Below are 25,636 nucleotides of genomic sequence, written 5' to 3'. Positions count from 1 at the left end.
AGAGGACAGGTAGCCAAATAATGGCTACCTTCCTACTCGATTTAGAGGGTCTAATCCCCTTTTTTGTTGATTTTGATTCCTGCTTATCGGAAAGTTGTAAAAGTTCACGGGGAGGAGAAATACAAATAATTTTGGAAGACAGCCATAATTTAAGTTAATTGGGGGAAATTACTTTAACGGAAAAAAGAATAAACCCTATGGCAACGAAAATCATTAATACGGGTATACTGTCTTTCGGGATGTCTGGTAAACTTTTTCAGGCACCCTTTTTAGAAGTGCATGATGGCTTTAAGCTTAGCGCCGTGGTAGAAAGAACTACCAAGAAAGCAAAGGAGCTTTATCCAGATATAAAAAGTTACAATAGTGTAGAGGCGTTGTTGGCAGATCCCGAAATTGAGTTAGTGGTGGTAAATACGCCTAATTATACTCATTATGATTTTGCGCTTAAGGCGTTAAATGCAGATAAACACGTCTTAGTGGAAAAGCCTTTCTGTGTCACTACTGAAGAAGCTAGGGAGTTGTTTGCCTTAGCGCGTAAAAAAGGGAAGCAGGTGCTTCCATATCAGAATAGGCGATACGATAGCGATTTCCTCTCCGTTAAAGAGGTGTTAGAATCGGGGAGGTTGGGCCCGCTAGTAGAGGCACATCTGAGGTACGATAGGTATAGGTATCATATTGGCCCCAAAGTGGGTAAGGAGACACCAGTGCCTGGGAGTGGTTTGTTATATGATCTAGGGCCTCACTTGTTGGATGCGGCAATAGCGCTTTTTGGACACCCTAAGGAGTGGAGAAAGCACATCGGACAATTCCGTCCCCAAACCCAAGTAGACGATTATGCACATATCCACCTATTGTATCCAGATGGTTTTCAGGTATTCATAACCGCCAGTATGTTGGTAGTGCAGCCCCAAGCCTCCTTTGTCTTACACGGCACTAAGGGCTCTTATATAAAACAACGAACAGATATTCAGGAAACCCAGCTGCTGGCTGGTATTGCTCCCGATGCTCCTGACTTTGGAGTGGAAGAGGCCGATAAAAGTGGGGTCTTATATACCGTAGATGAGGAGGGGAGAAAGAAGGAGGAGAATACAACGCCTATCACTTCTAATTACCTCCACTTGTTTGATGCCGTATATCAGTCCATAGTTAATGAAGTTCCATATCCGGTAAGTGAGGAAGACATTCTTCAGCAATTGGAAATATTGGAAGCCTAGCTATTAAGCTGATCCGTGGTAGCGAACCACGGCTCAGCTAGTATGTTTGATTATTGAATTTCCAGGAAAGCTTTTTTAAACAGGGGGCAGTCCCTGTTTATTTAAGGGTTAGGGCGTTTTTATCGAAACTTATTCCTTCCCATCCAGTCTTCATAAAATTGCGGATGTTTTGATGATCGTCGCCTTCCGGGGTTTGGAGTACGTCTTCACGGTAAAATTTCCCAAAACAGGCCAGGGTTTCTTCCTGGTTTAAATTTTGGAGTTGCGCAAAGGAAAATATCTTACAGGAGCCGTTATTCTGGCCAAGCTCATTATGGATGTCGCCATTTTTAAAAGCACTAGGCTCAAAATTGTAATAGGTGTCTATAAGCTGCATGGTGTCTTCAAATGCAATTCCTTTTGGGTTGTTTCTTAACTCTTCTAAAAATTTACTGATTGTCATGGTGTGAAAAATAGCTGTTCTAACGGCAAATGTAAGGCATACTAATTAATTAAATAGGCCTGCCTATTCTCTTGTGGGAATTTGCCGGCTAAAATGGCTAGCCTTAGCTAAATATCTTTATCTTTAGGTAATACATCTATCCATTTGCTTAGGATTCTTTAGAATGTTTGGTTTTCTGAGGTCTGTGTAAACGGATGGGACAAGGATAGATATGAAAATCATTAGTTAAACTAAATAAAAGCGCATTATGAAATCTTTATTAGTAAGTTGCTTACTGCTGATGGCAGCGCCCATGATGGGACAGAAATCTACCACCCAAATTCTTCATAGGGACATACAAATTAAAACAGCGCTTCTCCCGCTTTCCGAGGACAACAAGGAGGGAGCCATGGTTTATGGGTATGATGCCGAGGGAAAGATGACCGTATTGCGGAAAGGCACCAATAACTTGGTATGTATTGCGGATAATCCCATGAAGGATGGTGTTAGCGTAAGCTGTTATTTCTCCCAACTAGATCCCTTTATGGCCCGTGGTAGGGAGCTGTCCGCTCAAGGGAAGACAGTAGCTGAGATTAGGGAGATTAGGGGGAACGAAATTGCCTCTGGGGCTTTAAAAATGCCTGGGGAGCCAAGTATGCTCTATGTGTATTACGGGAAATCGGAGGATTATGATCCCAAGACCGGTAGTTTAGAAAATGGCAAATTTAGATATGTGATCTATACCCCCTTTGCAACGGTAGAATCTACTGGCTTGCCTGCCAAGCCGCATGCTCCAGGGATGCCATGGTTAATGGATCCTGGTACCCATAGGGCGCATATCATGGTAGGGCCCTTCAATTAGGGATCGCTAGTATAGTAAGAATAGTAAGATGCTAGATGGTTTATCCTGTTGAGGGTGAAGTGTTTGGTAGGATCGTTTTTATTATATTTGAAAGTGTTAAAATGATGTTATGGAAACTTATGCTACCGCCCTCTTATATGCCATTCCGTTTTTTGTAGTGCTACTTGCCCTAGAGATAGGGTATGGCTTTTTTGTGAAAAAGCAGATGCATAAGGTGATGGATACGGTTTCTAGCATTAGTTCTGGTCTCACAAATATTATTAAGGACTCTTTAGGGCTTGCCCTAATCGTGGTTTCCTATCCGTTTTTATTGAAGCACTTGGCAATAACGGAAATTAAGGCTACTTGGTTGGTTTGGCTGGTTGCTTTTCTGGTGCTCGATTTTGCTGGGTATTGGAATCATAGGCTGAGCCATAAAGTGAACATTTTCTGGAACCAGCATGTTATTCACCATAGTAGCGAAGAGTTTAATTTGGCCTGTGCCTTACGACAGCCAATTTCTAATTTGATAGGCTATTTTTCAATATTGCTTATTCCCGCCGCCTTATTGGGGGTGCCGCATAAGGTTATCGCGGTGTTGGCTCCTATTCACTTGTTTGCCCAATTTTGGTATCACACGAGACATATTAATAAAATGGGGTGGTTAGAGTATGTGTTGGTCACCCCTTCCCAACACAGGGTGCATCATGCCATTAATCCGGAATATATAGATAAGAATTTAGGTCAGATACTTTGTATTTGGGACCGCATGTTTGGTACCTTTCAGGAGGAGTTGGAGGAGGTGCCCCCACAATACGGGGTGCTTAAGCCGGCGGCTACGTGGAATCCAATTCTGATCAACTTCCAGCATTTATGGCGAATGATAAAGGATGCTTGGTATACTAGTAGCTATTGGGATAAAATACGCATTTGGTTTATGCCCACCGGTTGGAGGCCTGCCGATGTGATACTATCTCATCCGGTGGAGGGTATAAAAGATGTGTATCAGTTTAAGCGATACAGCCCAAAAGCAACAATAGCATTGAAGGTGTATTCGGTTTTACAGATGATTCTGAGTTTGCTGCTCATGATGTTTATGTTTTATAATTATGGGGCTATAGGATTTGAAGGTCTTTTGTGGTTCAGCGGATTTATTTTTGTGGGGATCTATGGGTATACGACCCTTATGGATGGAAAAAAGCAAGCCGTATGGATAGAAGCGGGGAGGGGTCTTGCAGGTATTGCCTGGCTAGGACTCTATGGGGATTGGTTTGGATTGGGCGGTTATTTATACGGCGCCGAATTAGGGATGCTGGTTTATTTTATAGGAACTATCCTAGGCGGAGTCTATTTTACGTTTTTGGAACCTAGGGAAGGGAAAAACACCCTTCAAGCGGAGCAGGAGCAGCATCCAAAAGAAGAGAAGCTTGGAGTAATGTAGAAAGAACTCCCGCCTGTTTTCTAGGGGGTAGTTTGGTCGCATTAAGATAGAAGGCTAGTTAGTATTGGTAAATACGGAAGTTGTGTTAGAAGGCCTTAAAATTGGATTATAGGCCCTGTATTAGCCTCAATACCCCGTGAGCTATGCATGGCCTCATATATACTTTAGGAATAGGCTAATAAAAGAGATTGTAGGGTAAATTCATTATAGGTAATTTTAATGAAACCATCCTAAGCTCAGGATTCAATAATATCCTAAGCGGGCAGTAGTTCATTAAAGTTTGGCTTTTATTTCTTGATTAACCAAGGCAATATACTTTTGCATGGCTTCTTCCATTCCCACATTTTTGGCCTGTATAAGAGCATTGGCCTTAAAGGCATTAATTAAAGGGGTTCTGCTGCCCGGGTGACTAAAGTTGCGGTTAGCAATCTTGAAATAGGCGTATAACTTAAGCAATAAATCTGCTGGTAGCGGATCCGTGTAATCGTTTACAAAGTTTACCGCCTCCAAAAATTCCTTATGTAGTTTACTTTCCGTTTCCATGTTATTCCTCAACCTTAGTGGTTGCTATGCATGTTTTAGCTCCAATGACCTTTTGACCCAGTTGAACGCATATAGCGCTATCTAAGGGTAGGAACAAATCTACTCTGGAGCCAAATTTAATAAATCCTGCGTCTTCCCCTTGGTGAACGCTTTCGCCAACTTCCGCGTAGTTTACTATTCTACGGGCCAATGCACCAGCAATCTGGCGGTAAAGAATATCCCCAAACTTTGGAGTATTAAGTACTACCGTGGTTCGCTCATTCTCTTCGCTGGATTTTGGATGCCAGGCAACCAAAAATTTACCCGGATGGTATTTGGAGAATTTAATAACTCCCGTAGCAGGATAACGGGTGACATGTACGTTAATAGGTGACATAAAAATAGAGACTTGTAGGCGTTTGTCCTTAAAGTATTCTGTTTCCTCTACTTCTTCTATAACCACTACCTTCCCATCTACCGGTGCTATGATGTGGTCAAAATTATTAGTGCTTTTGCGGGTGGGATTTCTAAAAAATTGAAGGATCATAATTAGGGTAATCAATGCCCCAATCTGTAGCCCCAGTTTTAGCCAGTTGATATCAATAAAATAATGAGCCAACAAAACAACCGAACAAACCAGTATAAACGTGGTTACAATAATCTTCTGTCCTTCTTTATGAAACATTCTTAAACATTGTTAAAGTTAAATATGCAAATGGTGCGGCAAAAACCAAACTATCCAAACGATCTAACATACCTCCATGGCCTGGTAAAATGGCTCCGCTGTCCTTTACTCCGGCTGCTCTTTTAAACTTGGATTCAACCAAGTCTCCCAAGCTTCCTGCTACTACAATAACCGATGCCAGGATCAGCCATTGGATAAGGGAAACATTGGTTTCGTATTTGGACATGAAATATGCAGCAATTAACGCAAATACGTATCCTCCCACGGTACCTTCTATGGTCTTTTTAGGCGAAACTGAGGGGTATAACTTTGTTCTACCCACACTTTTTCCTACCAAGTAAGCAAATGAATCATTCACCCAGATCAAGATAAAAATACCCATGATCAGAAATTGTGCAAAATCACTGTCCTTATATGGAATCATGGTTAGGAAGATACATCCACCACCTATATAAAATAATCCTATTAAGAATTTTTGAAGGTTGTTGAACAATTTTTCCTTTCCAGAAAACAAATAAAATAACAATGCAAAATTAACTGTTATTGTTGCGAACATCAAAATATTAATGAGAATCTTATCTTGAACAAGATAGATAAAGGCCCACCACAATCCTAGGTAGGCTATAAAGACGTGGTAACCTCTAAGCTTTACCATACGTTTGTATTCGTAGAGGCAAATAAGACCGAAGGTCATAAACAGGAAGTCGAATGCATCGGAACTTAAAAATATGGCCGATAAAAGTAAAATAACAAATACAGCGCCTGTGAGTAACCGCCTTAAAATTTCCTTCATATTATAAGTCTTCCAGAAGTAATAGATATAGATTTTTAGAACTACTTCCGTAAGTTAAGAAATCATCAGAGTTTTCATTGGTGGGCATAAAATGTTTAATGGTTGTGATATTGGCCGGAATTTGCTTTTTATACTTCTTGTTGATTGTTTTTAATCCCTCCTGAATGGATTCTACCAATTGGCTAGTGGTGGCAAAAACGATTAAATTGGAAGGAAGCTCATTTAGCTTTCTTTCCCGTAGTTGATTAGAGCAAACCAATATGGAGCCATCTTGACCAATTAGGTGTTCGCAGGTAGTAAAAAAGACGTTACTTTTACTGGGTTGATCCGTAAAAGTAACGTCTTGTTTAGAGAACTTTTCTTCCAAACGCTTATCCATTGTGAAAAACGTCTGGTCTTGCCATTGATTTTCTATAATAATATTGTCTAAATGGCCGTATACCTCTTCAATGGAATCGCAATAAAGGAATTTACCTCCATTGCTTTTAAAGTTTATGGTGAACTTTTCGTCTACGGGGATCTGTAGATCGGGCATATGCTGCCCTCTAGTCTCCTTTGTTTCCTTGGAAACTTGTTTTTTGCCTCCCCCAAAAAGTTTTTTAAACAAATCCATTAAAATTTAAACGCCTCATTAGCAATCGGTTCTAAGAAAACAACGGATTAAAACAGGTTTTATTTCTCTGCCTGTGGCTCAATCTTGTTTTTGTCTTCTGCTTCGGTTCCTTCTACGTCCTTTATCGTATTGGTATCCGTAGTTTCCGCTGTGCCCTTCTTTTTATTCTTATCGGCAGCTTCTTCGGCCTCCAATAATTGGTCTTTTTCAAAAGGGCGTTTCCCAAATATTTTCTCTAAATCGTCCTTAAAGATAACTTCTTTTTCCAATAATCGCTCAGCAAGTTCTTTTAGCTTGTCCTTGTTTTCGCTTAGAAGTTTAATAGCTCTTTGGTATTGTTCCTCTATCAACTTAGAAATTTCAGAATCAATATCTTGGGCAGTTTTCTCACTATAGGGCTTGGTGAAACCGTACTCATTCTGTCCAGAAGAATCGTAGTAGGTGAGGTTTCCAATCTTATCGTTTAGACCGTAAACGGTTACCATGGCTCTTGCTTGTTTAGTGATTTTTTCTAAATCGCTAAGCGCTCCGGTAGAGATCTCATCAAAGATTACCTTTTCTGCGGCTCGGCCTCCTAAGGCGGCACACATCTCATCCTTCATTTGATCTGGTCTAACAATTAGACGTTCTTCCGGTAGGTACCAGGCGGCTCCTAAAGATTGTCCTCTGGGGACAATAGTTACCTTTACCAAGGGGGCAGCATGCTCCAGCATCCAGCTTACGGTGGCGTGTCCGGCCTCGTGATATGCAATAGTTTCTTTTTCCCTAGGCGTAATAATCTTATTCTTTTTCTCTAATCCGCCCACAATTCTATCTACAGCGTCTAAGAAATCTTGCTTATTAACCGCTTTCTTTTCTTTACGTGCTGCAATTAAGGCCGCTTCGTTACATACGTTGGCAATATCTGCACCAGAGAATCCAGGAGTCTGCTTCGCTAGGAAGTCTACATCCAAGGTTTCCGCGGTTTTAATAGGTCTTAAATGAACCTCAAATATCTCTTTTCGTTCCCTAATGTCTGGAAGGTCTACATAGATCTGTCTATCAAATCGTCCAGCCCTCATTAAAGCCTTATCCAGAACATCCGCCCTGTTGGTAGCGGCAAGTACAATAACATTGGTGTTAGTGCCAAAACCGTCCATTTCCGTCAATAACTGGTTAAGGGTATTTTCCCTTTCGTCGTTAGATCCGGTGAGGCTATTCTTTCCTCTGGCCCTACCAATTGCATCAATCTCATCTATAAAAATAATAGAAGGGGATTTATCCTTTGCTTGTTTAAATAAGTCCCTAACCCTAGAGGCGCCCACCCCTACGAACATTTCCACAAAATCTGATCCAGAAAGGGAAAAGAAAGGAACTTGGGCTTCTCCTGCAACGGCCTTGGCCAATAAGGTTTTACCAGTTCCTGGAGGTCCTACTAAGAGGGCTCCTTTGGGGATTTTTCCTCCCAGAGAAGTGTATTTATCAGGATTCTTAAGGAATTCTACAATTTCTTCCACTTCTTCCTTAGCGCCTTCCAAACCAGCAACGTCCTTAAAGGAAGTTCTGGTGTCTGTCTTTTCGTCAAAAAGTTTTGCCTTAGATTTTCCGATGTTGAATATCTGTCCGCCTGCACCACCACCGGCACCGCCAGACATACGTCTCATCAGGTAGATCCAAATACCTATAATTAAGATAAAGGGTAAAAGGGTAAAAATAAGATCGCCAAATACATTGGATTCTTGGTCGTAGACCACCTCGGTATCCAAGCTGGTATTCTCGTCTTTAATAGCTTTTATTTCATTCTCAAAATTCTGCTGATCCCCGTAATTCACGGTGTATTGCGGGGTAGCCGTAGCACTCATGGAAAAGGCTGGATCCGACACATCTTTGTGAACGGATTTCTTAAGTGCCTCTGGATGAAGGAATACCTTTGCCTGTTTGGTATTGGTGATTACCAGGATTCTTTTGATGTCCCCATTTCTCAGAAATTCATGTAGTTCTGAGGTAGTCGCTTTTTTGGTGTTTGCAAAATTTCCACTACCGAAAAATTGAAACCCAATAAGCATTACTGCTATAATTCCGTATATCCACCAAGTATTAAATTTTGGTTTTTTAGGACCTGTATTATTTTCTTTTGCCATTATTCTTTTTTACTGATTGAAGCTACTTTCAACTAAGGTTACCTTGGCGTCTCCCCAAAGACCTTCTATGTCATAATATTCTCTAACCCGTTTCTGAAAGACGTGCGTCACAACGTTGACATAGTCCATTAACACCCATTCGGCATTATCAGAGCCTTCTACGTGCCATGGTTTGTCTTGTATAGCCTTACTTACAATTTTTTGGATAGAGCCCGCTATGGCGTTAACATGGGTGTTGGAAGTACCGCTGCATATAATAAAGTAGTCACAAACAGTGTTCTCAATTTCTCTAAGATCTAGTAATTTAATATCGTGCCCTTTAACTTCTTCTATGCCACTTATGATTAAAGCGATTAACTCATCTACGCTACTTTTCCTTTTTTGCATTCAATAAATTTATTTCTACAAAGTTATTATAATTTTGTTTTTTTAAGCATTGTTTTTAACAATACATTATATTATAAACATACAATTGTAAATGCAGTTAATCAAACTTAGTGCCACGGAATCTACAAATGCGTATTTAAAGGACTTAATGCAGCATCGACAACTTGTAGATTTTACCGTTGTAACCACCGAAAAACAGACGAAGGGTAGGGGGCAAATGGGCACTAGTTGGATTTCTGAGCCTGGTAAGAACCTGACCTTTAGTGTGTTGAAGCGGTATGAGGGCGTGACGGTAGCACAGCGGTTTTGGATCAATATAAGTGTCTCCTTAGCCATCCATTCTGCCTTAGACCAACTGGAAGTGCCTAGTTTAAGAATTAAATGGCCCAACGACATTATGTCAGGTCGGACTAAGATTTGCGGTATTTTAATAGAAAATATCCTTTCGGGGCAGTTAATTCATAGCTGTATAATAGGAATCGGACTCAATGTAAACCAATTAAATTTTCAAAACCTGCCCAAGGTTTCCTCCCTAAAGCTATTATTTGGGCGCGATTTTGACTTGGAAAAGGTGCTTCTGGCAATCATAGACCAGTTAAAAAAATATTTAAAGCTCCTGGAAGAGGGGCAATTTAAGGAGCTGGGTAGTCAGTATGAAGCGCGACTTTTTAGAAAGGGGATGCCTACTGCCTTTAAGAATAAGGAGAACCAATTGTTTATGGGGATGATACAGGGCGTGTCCCGTACTGGAAAGTTGTTAATCCAATTAGAGGATGATAGCGTGCAGGAGTTCGATCTAAAAGAGGTGCAGATGATGTACTAGCATAAGCAAGTTGCTAGGCTTTAGTCTGAGCAGGGCATTTTCTCTAGTTAGGCTTTTGGTGATGAAAATAAATTGGGTTGAAACTACCTATTCCTAGGTTAAAACACCTTTTAAAACTGCGGTAGTATCAACCCTCGCTGGGTATTTTTATCTCAAGTTTTAAAGCTTGGCTAGATTTTCGGACAGGGTACCCATAAAATTAGTGATGGGCGATTTAATCATCATTGCCATCATGGCATTGAATTCACCCTCAAAACTTAGGGTTACCTCACTCTGAGCGTCGCTTACTTCAGTAATATCTGCCGTTAAGGTGAAAGGAAGTTTGTCGCTAGCAGCTCCAAGAACAACTTGGGAATGGGGGGTTTGATCTTTTTTCTGAAGGACAATTTCCGGCATTCCCTTCAAAGCAAATAAAAACCGATCCTCATTAAGGACTTCAAACTTGCTGATGTTGCTGGGCATTAAAGTTTCAAAATTCTTTATGTCGTTCAGAAAATCGAAAACTTCCTTATTGCTTTTGTTTACGGTTCTTTTTGGTGTCTCTAAATGCATAGCTTATAATTGCCAGGTAGCGGGATTAGATCGCCACTCCATTAGTGTTTTATATTGTTCCTCCTTTATATAATTTGTTTCAGTGGCCTGCTGTAGGAGGTGGTCGTAATCGCTTAAGGTGTGCAGTTCCACATCGCTTTTCGCAAAATTTTCTGTAGCAATTGGGAACCCGTAGGTAAATAGTGCCAACATGCCTTTAACATTGGCGCCACTGCTCTCCAGTGCTTTCACAGCGTTTAGGCTGCTTTTCCCTGTGCTTATTAAATCTTCTATGACAACCACATTCTGGTTGGGTTCCAAATGTCCCTCAATTTGATTTTGACGTCCATGGGATTTTGGCTCTGGTCTTACATAGATAAATGGGAGTCCTAAGTATTCTGCTACCAACATTCCAATTCCTATGGCACCGGTGGCTACCCCGGCAATTACATCTGGTTTACCATATAGGGTTTCTAATTGTTTGCCCATTTGCTCCCTCATATAATTTCTAATAACCGGATAGGAAAGTACGATACGGTTATCACAATAAATAGGAGACTTCCAACCCGAAGCCCACGTAAAAGGATTTTCAGGTTTCAACTTAATTGCATTAATTTGCAACAGAAGTTCGGCCGTTTTTTTTGCTGTGTCTTTGTCTAAAACCATAACGCAAATGTATAAAGTTTTTGTTAATGAGTCACCGTTGATTTTAACAAATAAATTGTCAGACAATACTAACGGCAAGTATTTTATGTTAAATGCCTCCTCTATTAATGAGGCAATCAGCGCGTTGTCCAGTAAAAAGCTCAAAGAAGCTTTTATTTATCATCCCAATAAAGAAGAAATCCTTAAGAAGTTTTCCAAGAAAATACCACTTGTTGTAGCTGCAGGGGGAGTAGTAACCAATAAAGAGGGGAAAGTCCTATTTATTTACCGCGAAGGTAAATGGGATCTTCCAAAAGGAAAATTGGATAAGGGAGAGACTATAGAGGAATGTGCATTGCGGGAAGTTGAGGAGGAGACTGGAGTGAAAGGCCTGAAGATTGAAAATTTTCTAAAGACTACCTACCATATTTTTAAGCGGAATGGCGGCTATAAATTAAAAGAGGTTCACTGGTTTGCGATGCGAACCAATTACAAGGGCGAATTGGTAGGGGAAGCTAGCGAGGGAATAAAAAAAGTAAAATGGAAAGGGCCTAAGAAAATTAAAAAGGCATTGGAGAACTCCTACGCTAATATTAGGATCTTATTTAAGGAGTAGTTAATCCTTTAAAAGTCGGTATACGGGGTATTGCATATGGTAGGGGTCATATGGTTTGGATTGTTGGTAAATCCAGTCTAATTGTGCATACCAATTACTAGAAAACTGGGGATCCTGCTCTTTTTTCAACAAAAACCCTGCCTTCAATTCTGGGTTCTCCTTTAAGAGTTGCAGGGCAATGTCCTCAAAAACATAGGGCGAAAAACCTTCTTTTCGCTGAAGAATGGCATCAAAAAAATTCCAGTTAAAAAATGAATCGGTGGCCTCCGGTTCCAAGGTTTCCAGTAAATACCGCAACCCTTTCTGATTGGTAGGAACTAGAATATCCCCTGGGGTGAATTCAATTTTTTCCGTACTGGCTATTGCCTTGGTGTTGTAGTGAGGGAAATGGCCCTCATAGGAACTCTGGTAGGTCTCGTAGCTTTCTATGGTGTATTTTTCTACTTGGTACGTACGCGACTCTTTTAATATTTCAAAATTAATCTGATTGCTTTCTAGTAGTTTGATTACGTTGTCCCAGCCTTTTTTGATTAGATAGGCCTTTGGGATCTCTACCTCCTTAGTGGGGACATAATAATTGTGATAGGGAACTTCCTTGGTGAATGGTCTATTCCGGTCGTATTTTAATCTAGGGAAGCCTGTTACTTCACTGGTAAGAGTGTCTGCGGCATATCCCTTAAATTTTAAAACGCTGCTTTGGGTGGTGTCTATTGCCCATTGTAGGGGGTAGGTTGTTTTTTCTAGGTACCACTGAAAGCTGGATTCTCGTAATTGTTTTATTTTTTGATGATCCCGCTCTGCTAGGTCTAATAGCTGTTTCATTAACTCATAGGTGCCTTTTACCCTTTGTTTGTAAGGTTTAAGCATATGGGTTTCTACCATTAGGCCTAGCGTATTCCAAAGGGCGGTATACCCGGTGGAATAACGGGGATAGTCCATAAATTGGGGAAAACCCTTTTCGGGCACGGTATTAAATATATTTACATAAGGGGTAATATCCCAGCCGTTATTTTTCAAGGAAGCTTCTAAGGTGGGCATCATTTCCTGGTGTAGGTACTTACCCAATTCACCATCTAGCTTGTTGTGTTGGGTGAATAAATGTGTGATGGTATATTGGTAATCGGCCCCATTGCTTACGTGGGTGTCTATAAATATGTCTGGTTTTACCAGGTGGAATATATTGAAGAAAGTATGGGCGTTTTTTGTGTCGCCCTTAATAAAATCGCGATTAAGGTCATAGTTTTTTGCATTCCCTCTAAAACCGTAGGAAATTGGGCCGTTCTGGTTGGCTCTGGAGGTGGAGTTTCTGGCTAGCGCACCACCAATATTGTAAACGGGGATGGTGACTAAAACCGTGTGTTTTGGAGGGGTAATCTTTTTAAGTGCCAGGTCGCGGTACAATAGCATGCTAGCATCGATACCATCGCTTTCCCCTGGATGAATGCCATTGTTGATGAGAAGTACGCTTTTTTCCTGGCCAATCTTATGAAAATTAAATTGGGCATCGGCGTTATACGTCACTATATGAAGGGGGTGGCCACTGTCCGTTGTGCCTAGGGTTCGTATGTTTATTTCAGGAAATTCCCTGGCTAGTGTAGTGTAAAAATCAATGGTCTGTTGGTAGGTTGCCGTCGCTTCGCCCTTGCTGCTTTCAAAAACGGTGGTGAACTCCTTAGGCTCGCTTTCTTCTTTGGGTTTGCAAGATAGGAGGCAGAGTATTGCCGTAAGCGCTAATAGAGGCTTCATGATATGACTTTGATTTTTCTAGTGGGTGGTCTAAGAGGTGTCCCCATGCTTGATAACAGGTTTGTGCTTAGCTCCAATGCACGGGGGTATCCTATAATTTCAATCGATCAAAGTTTGGGGCAAGGTTAAGTGGTTATCACATTGGTGATTTCCACAATGTCTTCCTTGCGTATGGGTTTGCTTTTAAAAGCAATTGGGTGATGGGTGGTTGTTTTAAATTCTTCGGATTTATCCTTGTCGTTCTGATCAATGGAAGAACTAACAATATTGATGTTTACCGATTTGCTTGCCGGTAGTTTAATAAATTCTTCCAAAAACTCCCATCCGTCCATTACTGGCATGTTAATATCCAAAAATATAATATCTGGAAGCTCCTTGTTCTCCAGCAATAGTTTCTGTACGTGGTTTATGGCCAGTTGACCATTTGGGAATTCCAAAATTTGATCGCAATCTACCACTGCATTCAGTAATTTTTTAATTCCGTATACGGTGATAGGATCATCGTCTACAATGAATATCGAATTAATTTTCCTCATTGAAATATAAATTTATAGTGGTACCAACCCCAACCTCGCTTTGGGCATTTACTTTTCCTTCCATGGTCTCGATCTGATTTTTTACGATGTATAACCCCATTCCTTTGGCCTCTGTATTGCTATGGAAGGTTTTGTACATCCCAAACAATTTTTTGCTGTGCTTCTTCATGTCTATCCCTAAACCATTATCCTCTATCCGCAGAACCGTATAATTTGGAACGTGGTGTAAGCTGATGTTTATAATGGGAGGCACATCGGGCTTCCGGTATTTAATGGCGTTGGTAATTAGTTCGGTTATTATACTTTCCAGATAGGATGGGATAACGTTAATACGCGTCTCCATCGGAATCTCAGTAACAACGGTAGCCTTGTGTTCGTCTAAGCTAGGGTTTAGTTTTTCTAGAACGCTGTTAAGTGTTTTGTGTAGTACTACCTCTTTTTTACTGTTATTAGCCTCTGTGTTAATGGCCACTATGTCATTTAAATTGTGGAGAGTTTCCATTAGGTTGTTAGAGGCATCCGTTAACATACGGATAATGTTTTCGCGCTCTTCCTGATCTTCTTCCTCTGTAAGAAAATCTAGTAACATAGAGAAATTGGCCGAGTGCGATCGTAGGTTATGGGAAACGATATATGCAAAATTGACCAGCTTTTTGTTTTGTTGGGAGGTAACGTGTATAAGTCTTTTTAATTCCTTTTCCTTTTGCTTTATATGGGAAATATCCATGGTAATACCTACCAATCCGGTAGTCTCCCCGTTTGTGCCTTTTAATGGGATTTTGGAACTGAGGTAGTAATTACTGGTCCCATCCGGATTTTGTTGGCTAAATTCCTTGTGGATCATGGGAATTTGTGAAATCATGACCTCTAAATCCTCTTCCCTGCTTTGTTCTGCTGTTTCTTTGTCGTAAATATCAAAATCGTCCTTGCCAATAATATCCGCTTCGTGGGCTATTCCGCAATGATCCAATTCTGATCGGTTGGCTAATATTTTTTTGGATTCGGTATCCTTTATGTAAATGCGTATCGGTAAATTGTTGATAAGGGTTTTTAGGAGGTGTTCGTTGTTTTTAGTTTGATGTTCCTTTAGGACATAATCTGTAATGTCCTGTACAATACCTATCAATCCTATATAAACACCATTTTGGTACAGGGGTTTCCCTGAAACATTTACCCATTTCTGATTTCCTTTGGCGGTTGTGATCTGTAATTTTTCGTTCCAGGAGGTTTTCTTTTCCATGGCGGAGTAAATGGCCATGGAAATGGTGTTGCGATCGTATCCTATTTTATGAAAATCTATATAGTTGTCTAGGGTGAGGCCAGTGTTGTCTTCTATCTCCAGCAAAGTTAGAATCATAGGGCAGGAGGTGAAAATATCTTGTTCCTGGTGGTATTCCCAGTTTCCTATTTTTCCTTTTTCCTCGGTCTCTTTTAGGATAAATTGGAGTCGGTTTAACTGTTGCTCCTTTTGTTCCGTTTGGGTAATGTCCTCTGCTTGGACAATAGCGCCAATCACGTTTTCGGCTTCATCATACCAGGGGAAGATCTCCCATTGGTACCACTTTGTTCCTGCGTTCTTATCGGTATAGCGCTCCTTAAAACTTTCAGCTCTCTTTCCTTTGATGCATCCTAGAACACTATTGGTCCATTGCGTGCTTTCCCAGCCTAAGAGATCCTGAATTTTTTTATGCTTATAATTACAGGGTGGGAAATTAAACTCTTCTACCCATTTGTCCGAGGCAAAAACAACCTTACATTCCCTATCTATAAACGCAGTGGCTTGGGGTAGCTGTTTTATCAGAAATTGATTAGAGATGACTGGATTGTTCTTAAGCATTAAATCTAATTTATTGCAATATTATTTTTTTTCTTCTAATAATGGTAGTATTTGTTGTGAATGCCCCTATTATGGTGGTGTAAGACTTTGAATGGGAGGAAGATGATCCCTGAATGTTGCTCATTAGGATGCTTATTGCCATATTTCCGAGTGGTCAAAATTCTTAAATTTTATTGCACGCGTACGGAACTGGGCACCAAGCCGGTATAATCCCCGCCATTACGAATTACATCCCTTACAATAGAAGAACTAATATACGATTTTCCTGATGATGTAAGTAAGAAAACAGTCTCAATTTCAGAGAGCTTACGATTGGTATGGGCTATGGCCTTTTCAAATTCGAAGTCCCCGGGGTTTCTAAGTCCTCTTAAAATAAATTCTGCATCCACTTTTTTGCAGAAATCAACAGTAAGTCCTTGGTAGGTTTGGACGCTAATTTTAGGTTCGTCCTTAAATGCTTCGGAAATAAATCGTTTGCGTTCTTCCAGGGAAAACATATAATTTTTATCTGTATTTACCCCAATGGCAATGATCAGCTCATCAAAAAGGGTAATACCCCGTTTAATAATATCATAATGTCCCAAGGTAACAGGGTCAAAGGATCCTGGAAAAATAGCGCGTTTTTTCATTTTTATGGATTAGTAATGCCTCTATAATAGGTTGGGAAATTAGGTTGAATCATCCTGTAGGGCAAACTCTTTATATTGGTTTTATGCCGCAAAGTTACTTAATTTCTTTCAAAGCTTGCCAAATGGCACTTTCAAAGAGTTCTGAAAGTGAAATGCCAGCGGCAGCGGCCTGTTGGGGTAAGATACTTTCGTTCGTCAATCCAGGCGTGGTGTTCATCTCTAACATATAAGGCTCGTCACCTACAAAAATAAACTCACTTCTAGAGTATCCCTTCAATTTTAGGGTGTCATAAGCCAGTTTGGCAATATGCACCACTTTTTCTTCTTGTATTTTTGAGATTCTAGCAGGCGTAATTTCTTGGGCTTCACCCTTGTATTTTGCCGAATAATCAAAGAAATCATTTTCGGATACAATCTCTGTGATGGGTAGTACCGTGGTTTTCCCTTTGTATTGGATAACCCCTACCGAGACTTCGGTACCGTCTAAAAAAGATTCTATAAGAATCTCATCGTCTTCCATAAAAGCTTTTTCTATGGCTTCTGGCAGTTCTTCCTTGCTGTATACCTTGGTAATGCCAAAGCTAGAACCGGCTTTGTTGGCTTTTACGAAACAGGGAAGTCCCACCGTATCTATTATTTTGTCGTGTTTAATGGGGTCGCCTTGGTTGAGGTAATAAGAGGTGGCCGATTTTATTCCGTAGGGTTTTAGTACACTTAGAAGATCCCGCTTGTTAAAAGTTAGGGCTGCCTGATAGTAATCACAGGAAGTGTGTGGGATGCCCAAGAGATGAAAATAGGCTTGCATAATGCCGTCTTCGCCCGGAGATCCGTGAATGGCATTAAATACACAATCAAAACTAAGGGTCTCCTGATCCAATTTTACGGTAAAATTGTGCTTGTTTACCATGTGCTCCTCTTGGTTATCATCTACCAAGACCCACTTGTTCTCAAGAATATGAATTTTATAGGCGTTAAATTTCTCCTTGTTCAAATTTTGAAAAACCACTTCCCCGCTCATCAGGGAGATTTCGTACTCGCTAGAATAGCCACCCATAATAATGGCAATGTTTTTTTTCATCCTTCAAAATTAAAAGTTCCCAAACTATAAGAGGTTCAATTCCATTATCTTATTGCCGTTGGATTTCGGTAAGGGTCAGTTATTTTTAGGTTTTTAGGCCAGTCTTATCATTCGGCAAATATCATGCATTCAAAACAAAGAAAAAAGCATTCGGTTTTCTATCTTTGTCGTTTAAGAAAATAAATTATGCTGAACTTTTTCAAATTTCTAATTAGCAGGGCATTCTTAATACAGTTAATACTGGCATTAGTGGCTTTGGTATTGCTGGTATTTGGTGCCATGCATTGGTTGAAACTGACTACTAACCACGGGGAGTTTGTGGAAGTCCCGGATTTGTCCGGGCTTTCCGTAATGGAAACCAGGAGCTTGGTAGAGAAATCCGGACTGCGCTTTTCAGTGTTGGATTCGGCAAACTACAACCCGTCTTATCCCAAGTTCTCCATTATAGATCAAAATCCGCCAGCGGGTAGTGAGGTTAAGGAGGGGAGAAAAATATATATCACGGTAAATCCGTCTGGATATAAAAAAGTTACCATACCCAATATAATTCAAGTTACCCAAAGAAATGCTAGTTCCATGCTCAAGGCGGTTGGCTTAGAGGTAGAGCGGGTAACCTATGTGGACGAACTTGGAAAGGATATGGTGTATCATATAAAGCATAAGGGGAAATATGTGGCTCCTGGGGATAAATTGCCAAAAACCTCCAAGATTGAATTGGTTTGTGGTAACGGTAATATTTCCGAGAGAGCTCAAATTAAGTCAGATTCAGAATAATTATGGAAGAGAGGGACGATTTGGAAATGAATGATGACGACTTGTTTGAGCATCATAGTTTTATTGCATCCAAAGGGCAAGACCCCCTAAGGGTAGATAAATTTTTAATGAATTTTATTGAGAAAGCTACTAGAAATAAAATTCAACAGGCTGCAAAAGATGGACATATTTGGGTAAATGGCAGTACGGTAAAGCAAAATTATAGGGTTAAGTCTGGGGATCATGTGCGGGTATTGTTTCCTCATCCACCACACGAGTTTTTATTGACGCCAGAAAATATTCCTTTAGATATTGTTTATGAGGATGAGGTGCTAATTGTGGTGAATAAACCTGCTGGGATGGTAGTACACCCTGGTCACGGTAATTATTCTGGGACGCTAATCAATGCACTCTTACATCATCAGGAGAATTTGCCTGTAAATAGTGATGACCGCCCAGGGCTTGTTCATAGGATAGATAAAGATACCTCTGGGTTATTGGTGGTGGCTAAAACGGAGGCGGCCATGACTCATTTGGCAAAGCAGTTTTTCGAAAAAACCAGCGAACGCGAATACATCGCGTTGGTATGGGGAAATGTAGAAGAAGATGAGGGGACTATAGAAGGCCATATAGCAAGGAATCCAAAGAACAGACTGCAAATGTCGGTTTTTCCTGAAGGGGACCAAGGCAAGGAAGCTGTGACCCACTTTAAGGTGTTGGAGCGACTAGGTTATGTGACCTTAATATCATGTAAATTGGAAACGGGCAGAACCCATCAAATAAGGGTACATTTAAAATATATTGGTCATACATTATTTAATGATGAGCGGTATGGTGGGGAAAAAATATTGAAGGGTACCACATTTACCAAGTACAGGCAGTTTGTAGAAAATGCCTTTAAAATTCTACCAAGACAGGCACTACATGCCAAGACTTTGGGGTTTGTGCATCCCGTTTCGGGGGAATACATGCGGTTTAGTTCCGAATTACCCGAGGATATGGCCCAGTGTATCGAAAAATGGAGACGCTACGCTCCTCAAAATCAGGCTGAATAGCTTTTTACGGACACATTAGATATTTTTAGAACTTAGGGAAGGCAGTAAGTGCTGCGACCTAAAGGACGTTTATAAAATAATAAGGAATGAAGATTGTAATATCTCCAGCGAAGACGCTGGATTTGGAAACCAAATTACCAGTAAAGGAATTCTCCCAACCAATATTTTTGGAGGAAGCCCAAAAGTTAAATACGGTGCTAAAGAAGAAAAAGCCAAAAGCCCTTTCGGAACTTATGGGCATTTCGGATAATTTGGCGCAACTAAACTGGGAGCGTAACCAAGCTTTTTCCATCCCTTTTAGTCCGGATAATGCCAGGCCGGCAGTCTATGCCTTTAAAGGCGACGTATATCAGGGGCTGGATGCCTATTCTATAGCTCCAGAAAAAATGATGAAATTGCAAGAGCAGTTGCGTATACTATCTGGATTATATGGTATTCTTAAACCTTTAGACCTAATGCAACCCTACAGGTTGGAAATGGGAACATCCTTAAAAGTGGGAAGAAAGAAAAACTTGTACGAATTTTGGAAAAAACAACTTACCGATTATCTGAATACGGAATTACAGGAGGGGGAGTTGTTTATTAATTTGGCCAGTAACGAATATTTTAACGCTTTAGATCCAAAGGCTTTAAACGTACCCGTGATTACTCCCATCTTCAAGGATTGGAAAAATGACAATTTAAAGGTGATCAGTTTTTATGCGAAAAAAGCTAGGGGCTCCATGGTGCGTTACCTTTTAGAATCTAACGCCCAATCCCTGGAAGACGTCCTAGGTTTTGACAGGGATGGCTATTTGTTCAGCAAAGAGCACACCTTAAGGGAAGATCAGCCTGTCTTTATCAGGTAGTAGTGCCCTACATGCTAATGGCTCCCGGTAGTTAAGGCATTCCTATCCTAATAATATAATGATTGATATAGAAAACAATCTACACCCCTGTTTAGGAGGGTATAGGGGCAGTAGATTTCGTTTTTGAGTATAAGGGCCTGGTGGGGAGACCCAACATTTGGTGGGATTGCAGTGGCATCCACCCTTTTCCCAAAACGTTTACTGGTGAGGATGTTGGTAGGAAGATGGGAAGCGCGTCCGTTTTTTAGGATTACTTCTTCTTCTCCACATTTATTTTTTCCTCTATACTTGGTCTTCTTTTAATCTTACGTTTCCGCCGAGTACCATAAGTACCGTTGATTATTTTACCTCTTTTAGATTTCTTATCTCCTTTTCCCATAGTGACTCATTTTTAATTAATAATCTTTTGTGTTCCTGTTTTGTAAAGGTAGGGGCCTTTCTTCCTAAATGGCACCCTTTTATCCCAATTTTCCCTTAATATAAGTTATTTTTCCATTGTACCCCCTTGGGCTTAAGTGCTAAGTTTGTGGAATATTCAAGAGCCGATCCCGAAGATCCCTAGGTTTGTTCTCCTTTATGCTCAAAAGTAAGAGTGACAAATAAAGGAAGTTGATTTTTAAATATAAGATCCCTAAAAATTCTTATATTTTTAGGGTGATGAGGGCACTAACATAGAAATGGAAGCCCTAACGGGAAGGCTGTTTCTACAAGGAGCACCTCCTTAAGTGAATTTTAATTGAAAACTAAACTTGTTTTGAGAGCTAAAACATTTTTACATACCCATCCATATCCTCCCTTTTTGTTTCCAGAGGCAACCAAGCTTATTGTTGGGACCCTACCTCCTCCCAGGTTTACCACCGGGGAATTAAAGGAAGGCGACGTTAACTTTTGTTATGGAAGCAGGGACGGACAATTGTGGCCTATATTAGATCGGATTTTTGGACTTAAGCTCTCCTATAAGGAAACGGAGCTGGCCATACAAGAACGAAAGCAATTTTTACTGGACAGACAAATTGGAATCTGTGATATAGTAAAAAGTGCCGAAAGAGTTAGAGTAGATGCCTCAGATCTCGGATTGCAAAGTATCGAATTTCGAGATATGTTTAAATATCTTCAGCAATATCCTAAGATCAACACGCTATTGTTCACCGGAGGAAACAGTAAAAATGGCCCCGAGTACTTATTCAGAAAGTATATTAAGGAGTTTGGGGTACAGCTACGCCAGGTTTCCAGTCGCATACCCCGCATCCATCAATTTGCGCTGCCCCAACCCTATAGCAATCCAGCTATGGATGGCAAGAGTGGCAGGTTAATCAGAACCGTATCCTTAACAGCACCTTCTGGAGCGGCTAATAGGGCAGTAGGGAGTATGGAAGCCTATAAGAGGATGAAATTAAATAACCCTGAAATCAATACGTTAGATTTCAGGGTTATTCAATATCGGGAGTTTTTTTAGCTCCAACCATACTTCACACCCTCTTTGGATTTAGATGTCTTGGGTGTGGATAAATTAATGTTTGTTCTGTTGCTTCTTTATCGTCTTCTCCTCAATGTCGAATTTATTGGTATCTATATTGGTATTCCCAGTAGGATTGGTCGGGTTATGTTGTTCTTCTTTTCTTTTAAACTTTCTCTTGTCATTTATAATTCCCATGTCATTTAGTTTTTTAAGGTTCACACTTAAACTACCAAAATTTCAGTAAAATCTCCGTTAAAGGATTTTTAAACCTTTGTTAGGAAATGTTAAGTGGACAAGGGGTTAATCAGATTTTCACCTGCGCTTTTCCCTGAGCTTTATAAGCAGCAGTCTCAATGCTAGGAGAAAGGGAAACCCATGAAAAACAAGGTCAAACCAATCCATGGGCTGCATTCCCTTGGCGCCTCCCATAATCCATTGCAATTTACCAAAGAGATGTGGTTGTGGAAAATAGGGTGCCAGGCCCAGGGTTAAACATAATAAGGCTATTAGCTTGTAATTGTTAAGTAGTTCTTTCAAGCCTATCTAATGATTTGTTCTACAAATTCCCGAACGTTACCGGTACCATTTTTGGTAATATATTTTATAAAAGCCGATCCAATAATGGCCCCTTTTGCCCACTTGGTAGCCTGCTGGAAAGTCTTGGAATCGCTGATTCCAAATCCTATTACCTGAGGTGTTTTCAATTGCATCTCGGCAATTCTTTTAAAATAGGACTCTTGTTCATTTCCAAATCCATTGGAGGATCCGGTAACACTGGCCGAACTCACCATATAAATAAAGCCATCCGAAGCCTCATCTATTTGTGCTATTCGCGCCTCACTGGTCTGGGGGGTAATCAGGAAAATGGGGAGCAATCCATATTTTCTAAATAGCGCCTCATATTCTTCCTGATATTTATCCAATGGTAAATCGGGTAAAATGAGTCCGTCTATTCCCACTTCTTGGCATTTTTTGCAAAATGCTTCCACTCCATACTGCAGAATAGGATTAAAATAGCCCATAATGATTAGGGGAATGTTCACCGAGCTTCTTATGTCCCTTAATTGATCAAATAGAACGGCAGTAGTCATCCCATTTTTCAAGGCTTGGGTAGAACTGGCCTGTATAGTGGGGCCATCGGCCAAGGGATCGCTAAAGGGCAATCCAATTTCTATCATATCTACCCCACTGCTTTCCAAGTCCTGGATAATCTGTACTGTATCGTTTAAATTGGGGTATCCTGCCGTAAAATAGATGGAGAATAATTTTTTATCCGATTTTAATTTCTGTTGTATTCTGTTCATTCCAATAGTCTTTTAGGATTCCCGCCAATGACGGGAGTAAGAGTGCATGCTTATAGCTCAAAGTATTTTATATAGGTGTTTAAATCCTTATCCCCACGGCCAGATAGGTTAAGAACCACCACATCCGTTGGCTTAAACGATCTTGTTTTTAGAATGGCAAGTGCGTGGGACGACTCAATGGCGGGGATAATACCTTCTAATTTGCAGAGTTCCATACCAGACTGCATAGCGGCATCATCCGTTACCGGAATAAACTCTGCTCTTCCGGTTTTGTACAAGTGGGCGTGCATGGGGCCAACCCCTGGGTAGTCTAAACCAGCTGAAATAGAGTAGGGCTCTGTAATTTGTCCATCGGGTGTTTGCATCAATAGGGTTTTGCATCCATGGATAATCCCTTCTTTTCCCAGTACTGAGGTGGCAGCACTTTCGCCGCTTTCCACTCCTTTTCCTGCAGCTTCTACGGCAATAATGCCCACTTCTTCTTCATTCAAAAAATGATAAAAGGTGCCGGCCGCATTACTACCCCCGCCAACGCAGGCCACAACGTAATCTGGGTTTTCCCTGCCTTCCTGTTCTTTTAGCTGCCATTTAATCTCTTCGGAGATAATAGACTGGAATCTGGTGACCATATCCGGGTAGGGGTGGGGGCCAATGGCAGAACCAATAATATAGTGGGTGTCTACGGGATTATTGATCCAATCCCGAATAGCCTCATTGGTAGCATCCTTAAGTGTTTTACTTCCTGATAGGGCGGGCCTTACCTGGGCGCCCAGCATTTTCATTCGGGCTACATTGGGGGCCTGGCGAGCAATATCGATCTCGCCCATATACACAATGCACTCCATGCCCATAAGGGCGCAAACGGTAGCGGTAGCCACCCCATGTTGTCCGGCACCTGTCTCAGCAATAATTCTAGTTTTGCCCAAACGCTTGGCCATTAAGATCTGACCAATGGTATTGTTTACTTTATGTGCTCCAGTATGGTTGAGGTCTTCCCGTTTTAGGTAGATTTTTGTATTGTATTTTTCAGAAAGGCGCTTGGCAAAGTAAAGGGGGGAGGGCCTTCCCACATAATTTTTCAGTAATTGATCAAACTCCGCCTTAAAGGAGGGCTCTTCCATTACCTTTAAATATTGTTGCCTTAAATTCTCCACATTGGGATACAGCATTTCCGGTATAAAGGCCCCACCAAATTCACCGTAATATCCTTTTTCGTCTACGTTATAATTCATGATTTGTTATAGTGTTTAGTACAAAGTATTGAGTACATAGTATTGAGTATTGAGATTCTACTGACTACCCATTACTCTCTTTTTAAACTCTTTTATTTTTTCTACTTCTTTTAATCCCGGTTCTGTTTCAAACCTACTGTTTACATCTATGGCGTAGCAATATTTGGATTCTGGCCTTTGTAGAAACTCTTTAATTTTTTCTGTTTCTTCTAGGCCTATTCCCCCGCTTAAAAAGTACGGCTTTTGAGAGGGGTAGTCCCTTAAGACTTCCCAGCTAAAAGCATAGCCATTACCTCCGGGAAGTTTCCCTTTGGTGTCGAACAGAAAATAATCGGCCACCTCTTCATAGGGTTCCAACTGCCCAAAATCAAAGTTGTCCTTAATGGAGAAAACTTTTATAATCTCCAATTTCTGGTCGGGGTGGTCTAGTTCTATTTTCCTTAAATTTTTGCAAAATGCGGGGCTTTCCTTACCGTGCAATTGCACTGCCTGCAGTTGATATTGATTTACTTTGGTGGTGATTTCCTCCAAGGTGGCATCCACAAAAACACCAACCTTTTTAATGGTGTCGGGTAGTTTGGTGGGTGCCGCCTTTAGAAAACGGCTAGAGGGCTCCCAAAAAATAAATCCCAGGTAGTGGGGCTGAAGCTTGGCCACTTCCAGCATATTATCCGGGTATTTCATACCGCACACTTTCAGTTTCATGACGTTAGCTGTTTTATAAATTGGGTAGCGCTTTCTCCGGGATTATCCGTTTTCATGAAATTCTCCCCTATTAAAAACCCTTGGTACCCATAGGGCTGTAACTCTTTTATGGCTTCTACAGAACTGATACCGCTTTCAGAGACTTTTACAAAATCGTCTGGAATAAGGGTAGAGAGGGCTTTGCTGGTCTCTAAACTTACCTCGAAGGTTTTTAGATTTCTATTGTTAACACCAAATAGGTCCAAACTAGGCATAATGGATTTATGGAGTTCCTCTTCATTGTGAACCTCTAGGAGCACTTCCAAAGACAGACTTTGGGCAAATTGGGACAGGGATTTAATTTCCTCTTTGGTTAAAATTGAGGCGATTAATAGGATAACATCGGCTCCGTAAGCCTTGGCTTCCAATAGTTGATATTCCTCCAATATAAACTCCTTGCGCAACAAAGGCAGGTTTGCAGAGGCTCTGGCCAACAATAGGTCGTCCATTGATCCCCCAAAGTATTTACCATCGGTTAAAACCGACATGCCACAGGCACCAGCCTTTTCATAGCCAGTGGCCACCTCGTCAACGCTAAGGTTCTGATTGATGACTGCTTTGGACGGAGATCTGCGCTTGTGTTCGGCGATAATACCACTCTGACTTTTCCTAAGATTGGTAGCCAAGGAAATGGTAGGTCTTTCAAACAAAACGGAAGATTCTAATTGCGAAATGGGAACAATAGACTTTTTAAGAGCTACCTCTTTGCGTTTGTCGATCACTATTTTGTCCAGTATATTCATAGTCTATTTTTAATTGAAGC

At 40.8% G+C, this 25,636-nt stretch carries 29 protein-coding genes; 9 read left to right on the top strand and 20 right to left on the bottom strand.

Annotated features, from left to right (window positions below; genetic code table 11):
• The first annotated feature begins 197 nt into the window (after positions 1 to 197).
• Positions 198 to 1,214, top strand: a complete 1,017-nt coding sequence (locus BV214_RS08740; RefSeq protein ID WP_086477125.1) for a Gfo/Idh/MocA family oxidoreductase — start codon at positions 198 to 200, stop codon at positions 1,212 to 1,214.
• 97 nt (positions 1,215 to 1,311) lie between these two features.
• Here the strand turns inward: BV214_RS08740 and BV214_RS08735 are convergent, their stop codons facing one another.
• Complete coding sequence (locus tag BV214_RS08735) at positions 1,312 to 1,656, bottom strand: HopJ type III effector protein (RefSeq protein ID WP_086477123.1); 345 nt, start codon at positions 1,654 to 1,656, stop codon at positions 1,312 to 1,314.
• A gap of 247 nt (positions 1,657 to 1,903) precedes the next feature.
• On the opposite strand from BV214_RS08735, the gene BV214_RS08730 reads away from it, so the two are divergent.
• On the top strand, positions 1,904 to 2,497 hold the full coding sequence (locus BV214_RS08730) for a hypothetical protein (RefSeq protein ID WP_086477122.1): 594 nt from the start codon (positions 1,904 to 1,906) through the stop codon (positions 2,495 to 2,497).
• Positions 2,498 to 2,606: 109 nt separating this feature from the next.
• Positions 2,607 to 3,917 carry a sterol desaturase family protein gene (locus BV214_RS08725; protein WP_086477121.1) on the top strand — a complete coding sequence of 437 codons (1,311 nt, stop codon included), beginning with the start codon at positions 2,607 to 2,609 and terminating at the stop codon, positions 3,915 to 3,917.
• A gap of 273 nt (positions 3,918 to 4,190) precedes the next feature.
• Here BV214_RS08725 and BV214_RS08720 read toward each other — a convergent pair whose 3' ends face one another.
• From BV214_RS08720 to rsfS, 6 genes are read right to left on the bottom strand one after another with little or no spacing between them, the layout of a single operon-like run.
• Positions 4,191 to 4,460, bottom strand: a complete 270-nt coding sequence (locus BV214_RS08720; RefSeq protein WP_086477120.1) for an acyl-CoA-binding protein — start codon at positions 4,458 to 4,460, stop codon at positions 4,191 to 4,193.
• Position 4,461: 1 nt separating this feature from the next.
• The gene (locus BV214_RS08715) at positions 4,462 to 5,124 is read right to left on the bottom strand and encodes a phosphatidylserine decarboxylase family protein (protein WP_086477119.1); all 663 of its coding nucleotides are present in this window, start codon (positions 5,122 to 5,124) and stop codon (positions 4,462 to 4,464) included.
• On the bottom strand, positions 5,114 to 5,917 hold the full coding sequence (locus BV214_RS08710) for a phosphatidate cytidylyltransferase (RefSeq protein WP_086477118.1): 804 nt from the start codon (positions 5,915 to 5,917) through the stop codon (positions 5,114 to 5,116). The genes BV214_RS08715 and BV214_RS08710 overlap by 11 nt, the downstream gene beginning before the upstream one ends.
• A 1-nt stretch (position 5,918) precedes the next feature.
• A complete protein-coding gene (locus tag BV214_RS08705) occupies positions 5,919 to 6,530 on the bottom strand; it encodes an LUD domain-containing protein (RefSeq protein WP_086477117.1) in 612 nt (203 codons plus the stop codon).
• Positions 6,531 to 6,589: 59 nt separating this feature from the next.
• Positions 6,590 to 8,650: an ATP-dependent zinc metalloprotease FtsH gene (gene ftsH, locus BV214_RS08700; protein ID WP_086477116.1), complete on the bottom strand. Its 2,061-nt coding sequence runs from the start codon at positions 8,648 to 8,650 to the stop codon at positions 6,590 to 6,592.
• A 9-nt stretch (positions 8,651 to 8,659) separates the two neighbouring features.
• Positions 8,660 to 9,037: a ribosome silencing factor gene (gene rsfS, locus BV214_RS08695; RefSeq protein ID WP_086477115.1), complete on the bottom strand. Its 378-nt coding sequence runs from the start codon at positions 9,035 to 9,037 to the stop codon at positions 8,660 to 8,662.
• A gap of 91 nt (positions 9,038 to 9,128) precedes the next feature.
• Here rsfS and BV214_RS08690 point away from each other — a divergent pair, with 91 nt between their 5' ends.
• A complete protein-coding gene (locus BV214_RS08690; protein ID WP_086477114.1) occupies positions 9,129 to 9,860 on the top strand; it encodes a biotin--[acetyl-CoA-carboxylase] ligase in 732 nt (243 codons plus the stop codon).
• Positions 9,861 to 10,019: 159 nt separating this feature from the next.
• Here the strand turns inward: BV214_RS08690 and BV214_RS08685 are convergent, their stop codons facing one another.
• Positions 10,020 to 10,412, bottom strand: coding sequence for an orotate phosphoribosyltransferase (locus BV214_RS08685; protein ID WP_086477113.1), 393 nt, complete (start codon positions 10,410 to 10,412; stop codon positions 10,020 to 10,022).
• 3 nt (positions 10,413 to 10,415) lie between these two features.
• Positions 10,416 to 11,057 (bottom strand): orotate phosphoribosyltransferase, encoded by a 642-nt coding sequence (pyrE, locus tag BV214_RS08680; RefSeq protein WP_086477112.1) that lies wholly within the window; start codon positions 11,055 to 11,057, stop codon positions 10,416 to 10,418.
• Positions 11,058 to 11,064: 7 nt separating this feature from the next.
• Between pyrE and BV214_RS08675 the strand changes: the two genes are divergently transcribed.
• Positions 11,065 to 11,652 (top strand): NUDIX hydrolase, encoded by a 588-nt coding sequence (locus tag BV214_RS08675; RefSeq protein ID WP_086477111.1) that lies wholly within the window; start codon positions 11,065 to 11,067, stop codon positions 11,650 to 11,652.
• On the opposite strand, the gene BV214_RS08670 is transcribed toward BV214_RS08675, so the two are convergent.
• The 5 genes from BV214_RS08670 to BV214_RS08650 all read right to left on the bottom strand — a co-directional run bounded on the left by BV214_RS08670 (position 11,653) and on the right by BV214_RS08650 (position 17,478).
• Positions 11,653 to 13,398: a M14 family metallopeptidase gene (locus BV214_RS08670; protein ID WP_086477110.1), complete on the bottom strand. Its 1,746-nt coding sequence runs from the start codon at positions 13,396 to 13,398 to the stop codon at positions 11,653 to 11,655.
• Positions 13,399 to 13,523: 125 nt separating this feature from the next.
• Positions 13,524 to 13,934 (bottom strand): response regulator, encoded by a 411-nt coding sequence (locus BV214_RS08665; protein WP_086477109.1) that lies wholly within the window; start codon positions 13,932 to 13,934, stop codon positions 13,524 to 13,526.
• A complete protein-coding gene (locus BV214_RS08660) occupies positions 13,921 to 15,771 on the bottom strand; it encodes a PAS domain-containing sensor histidine kinase (RefSeq protein WP_086477108.1) in 1,851 nt (616 codons plus the stop codon). Before BV214_RS08660 ends, BV214_RS08665 begins: the two co-directional genes overlap by 14 nt.
• 170 nt (positions 15,772 to 15,941) lie before the next feature.
• Entirely contained in the window at positions 15,942 to 16,400 is a 459-nt protein-coding gene (gene coaD / locus BV214_RS08655) for a pantetheine-phosphate adenylyltransferase (protein WP_086477107.1), read from the bottom strand.
• Between the two features lie 94 nt (positions 16,401 to 16,494).
• On the bottom strand, positions 16,495 to 17,478 hold the full coding sequence (locus BV214_RS08650) for a D-alanine--D-alanine ligase (RefSeq protein WP_086477106.1): 984 nt from the start codon (positions 17,476 to 17,478) through the stop codon (positions 16,495 to 16,497).
• Positions 17,479 to 17,664: 186 nt separating this feature from the next.
• Between BV214_RS08650 and BV214_RS08645 the strand changes: the two genes are divergently transcribed.
• The 3 genes from BV214_RS08645 (at position 17,665) to yaaA (ending at position 20,134) form a co-directional block, all read left to right on the top strand.
• Complete coding sequence (locus tag BV214_RS08645) at positions 17,665 to 18,252, top strand: PASTA domain-containing protein (protein WP_086477105.1); 588 nt, start codon at positions 17,665 to 17,667, stop codon at positions 18,250 to 18,252.
• Between the two features lie 2 nt (positions 18,253 to 18,254).
• Entirely contained in the window at positions 18,255 to 19,286 is a 1,032-nt protein-coding gene (locus BV214_RS08640) for an RluA family pseudouridine synthase (protein ID WP_086477104.1), read from the top strand.
• Between the two features lie 86 nt (positions 19,287 to 19,372).
• Positions 19,373 to 20,134: a peroxide stress protein YaaA gene (gene yaaA / locus BV214_RS08635; RefSeq protein ID WP_086477103.1), complete on the top strand. Its 762-nt coding sequence runs from the start codon at positions 19,373 to 19,375 to the stop codon at positions 20,132 to 20,134.
• Between the two features lie 250 nt (positions 20,135 to 20,384).
• Here yaaA and BV214_RS08630 read toward each other — a convergent pair whose 3' ends face one another.
• A complete protein-coding gene (locus tag BV214_RS08630; RefSeq protein ID WP_086477102.1) occupies positions 20,385 to 20,513 on the bottom strand; it encodes a 30S ribosomal protein THX in 129 nt (42 codons plus the stop codon).
• 357 nt (positions 20,514 to 20,870) lie between these two features.
• On the opposite strand from BV214_RS08630, the gene BV214_RS08625 reads away from it, so the two are divergent.
• Positions 20,871 to 21,590 carry a uracil-DNA glycosylase family protein gene (locus BV214_RS08625; protein ID WP_245806764.1) on the top strand — a complete coding sequence of 240 codons (720 nt, stop codon included), beginning with the start codon at positions 20,871 to 20,873 and terminating at the stop codon, positions 21,588 to 21,590.
• Positions 21,591 to 21,644: 54 nt separating this feature from the next.
• Here the strand turns inward: BV214_RS08625 and BV214_RS16765 are convergent, their stop codons facing one another.
• The 5 genes from BV214_RS16765 to trpC form a co-directional block, all read right to left on the bottom strand.
• Positions 21,645 to 21,788 (bottom strand): hypothetical protein, encoded by a 144-nt coding sequence (locus tag BV214_RS16765; protein WP_176328484.1) that lies wholly within the window; start codon positions 21,786 to 21,788, stop codon positions 21,645 to 21,647.
• A gap of 344 nt (positions 21,789 to 22,132) precedes the next feature.
• A complete protein-coding gene (trpA, locus tag BV214_RS08615; protein ID WP_086477099.1) occupies positions 22,133 to 22,897 on the bottom strand; it encodes a tryptophan synthase subunit alpha in 765 nt (254 codons plus the stop codon).
• Between the two features lie 50 nt (positions 22,898 to 22,947).
• Positions 22,948 to 24,129, bottom strand: a complete 1,182-nt coding sequence (gene trpB / locus BV214_RS08610) for a tryptophan synthase subunit beta (RefSeq protein WP_086477098.1) — start codon at positions 24,127 to 24,129, stop codon at positions 22,948 to 22,950.
• Positions 24,130 to 24,186: 57 nt separating this feature from the next.
• On the bottom strand, positions 24,187 to 24,834 hold the full coding sequence (locus tag BV214_RS08605) for a phosphoribosylanthranilate isomerase (protein ID WP_086477097.1): 648 nt from the start codon (positions 24,832 to 24,834) through the stop codon (positions 24,187 to 24,189).
• Positions 24,831 to 25,616, bottom strand: a complete 786-nt coding sequence (trpC, locus tag BV214_RS08600; RefSeq protein ID WP_086477096.1) for an indole-3-glycerol phosphate synthase TrpC — start codon at positions 25,614 to 25,616, stop codon at positions 24,831 to 24,833. Before trpC ends, BV214_RS08605 begins: the two co-directional genes overlap by 4 nt.
• Between the last annotated feature and the right edge of the window lie 20 nt (positions 25,617 to 25,636).

The sequence above is a fragment of the Arenibacter amylolyticus genome, from assembly GCF_002150785.1.
GTDB classification, from domain to species: domain Bacteria; phylum Bacteroidota; class Bacteroidia; order Flavobacteriales; family Flavobacteriaceae; genus Arenibacter; species Arenibacter amylolyticus.
This window is presented reverse-complemented; position numbering and strand designations above follow the sequence as displayed.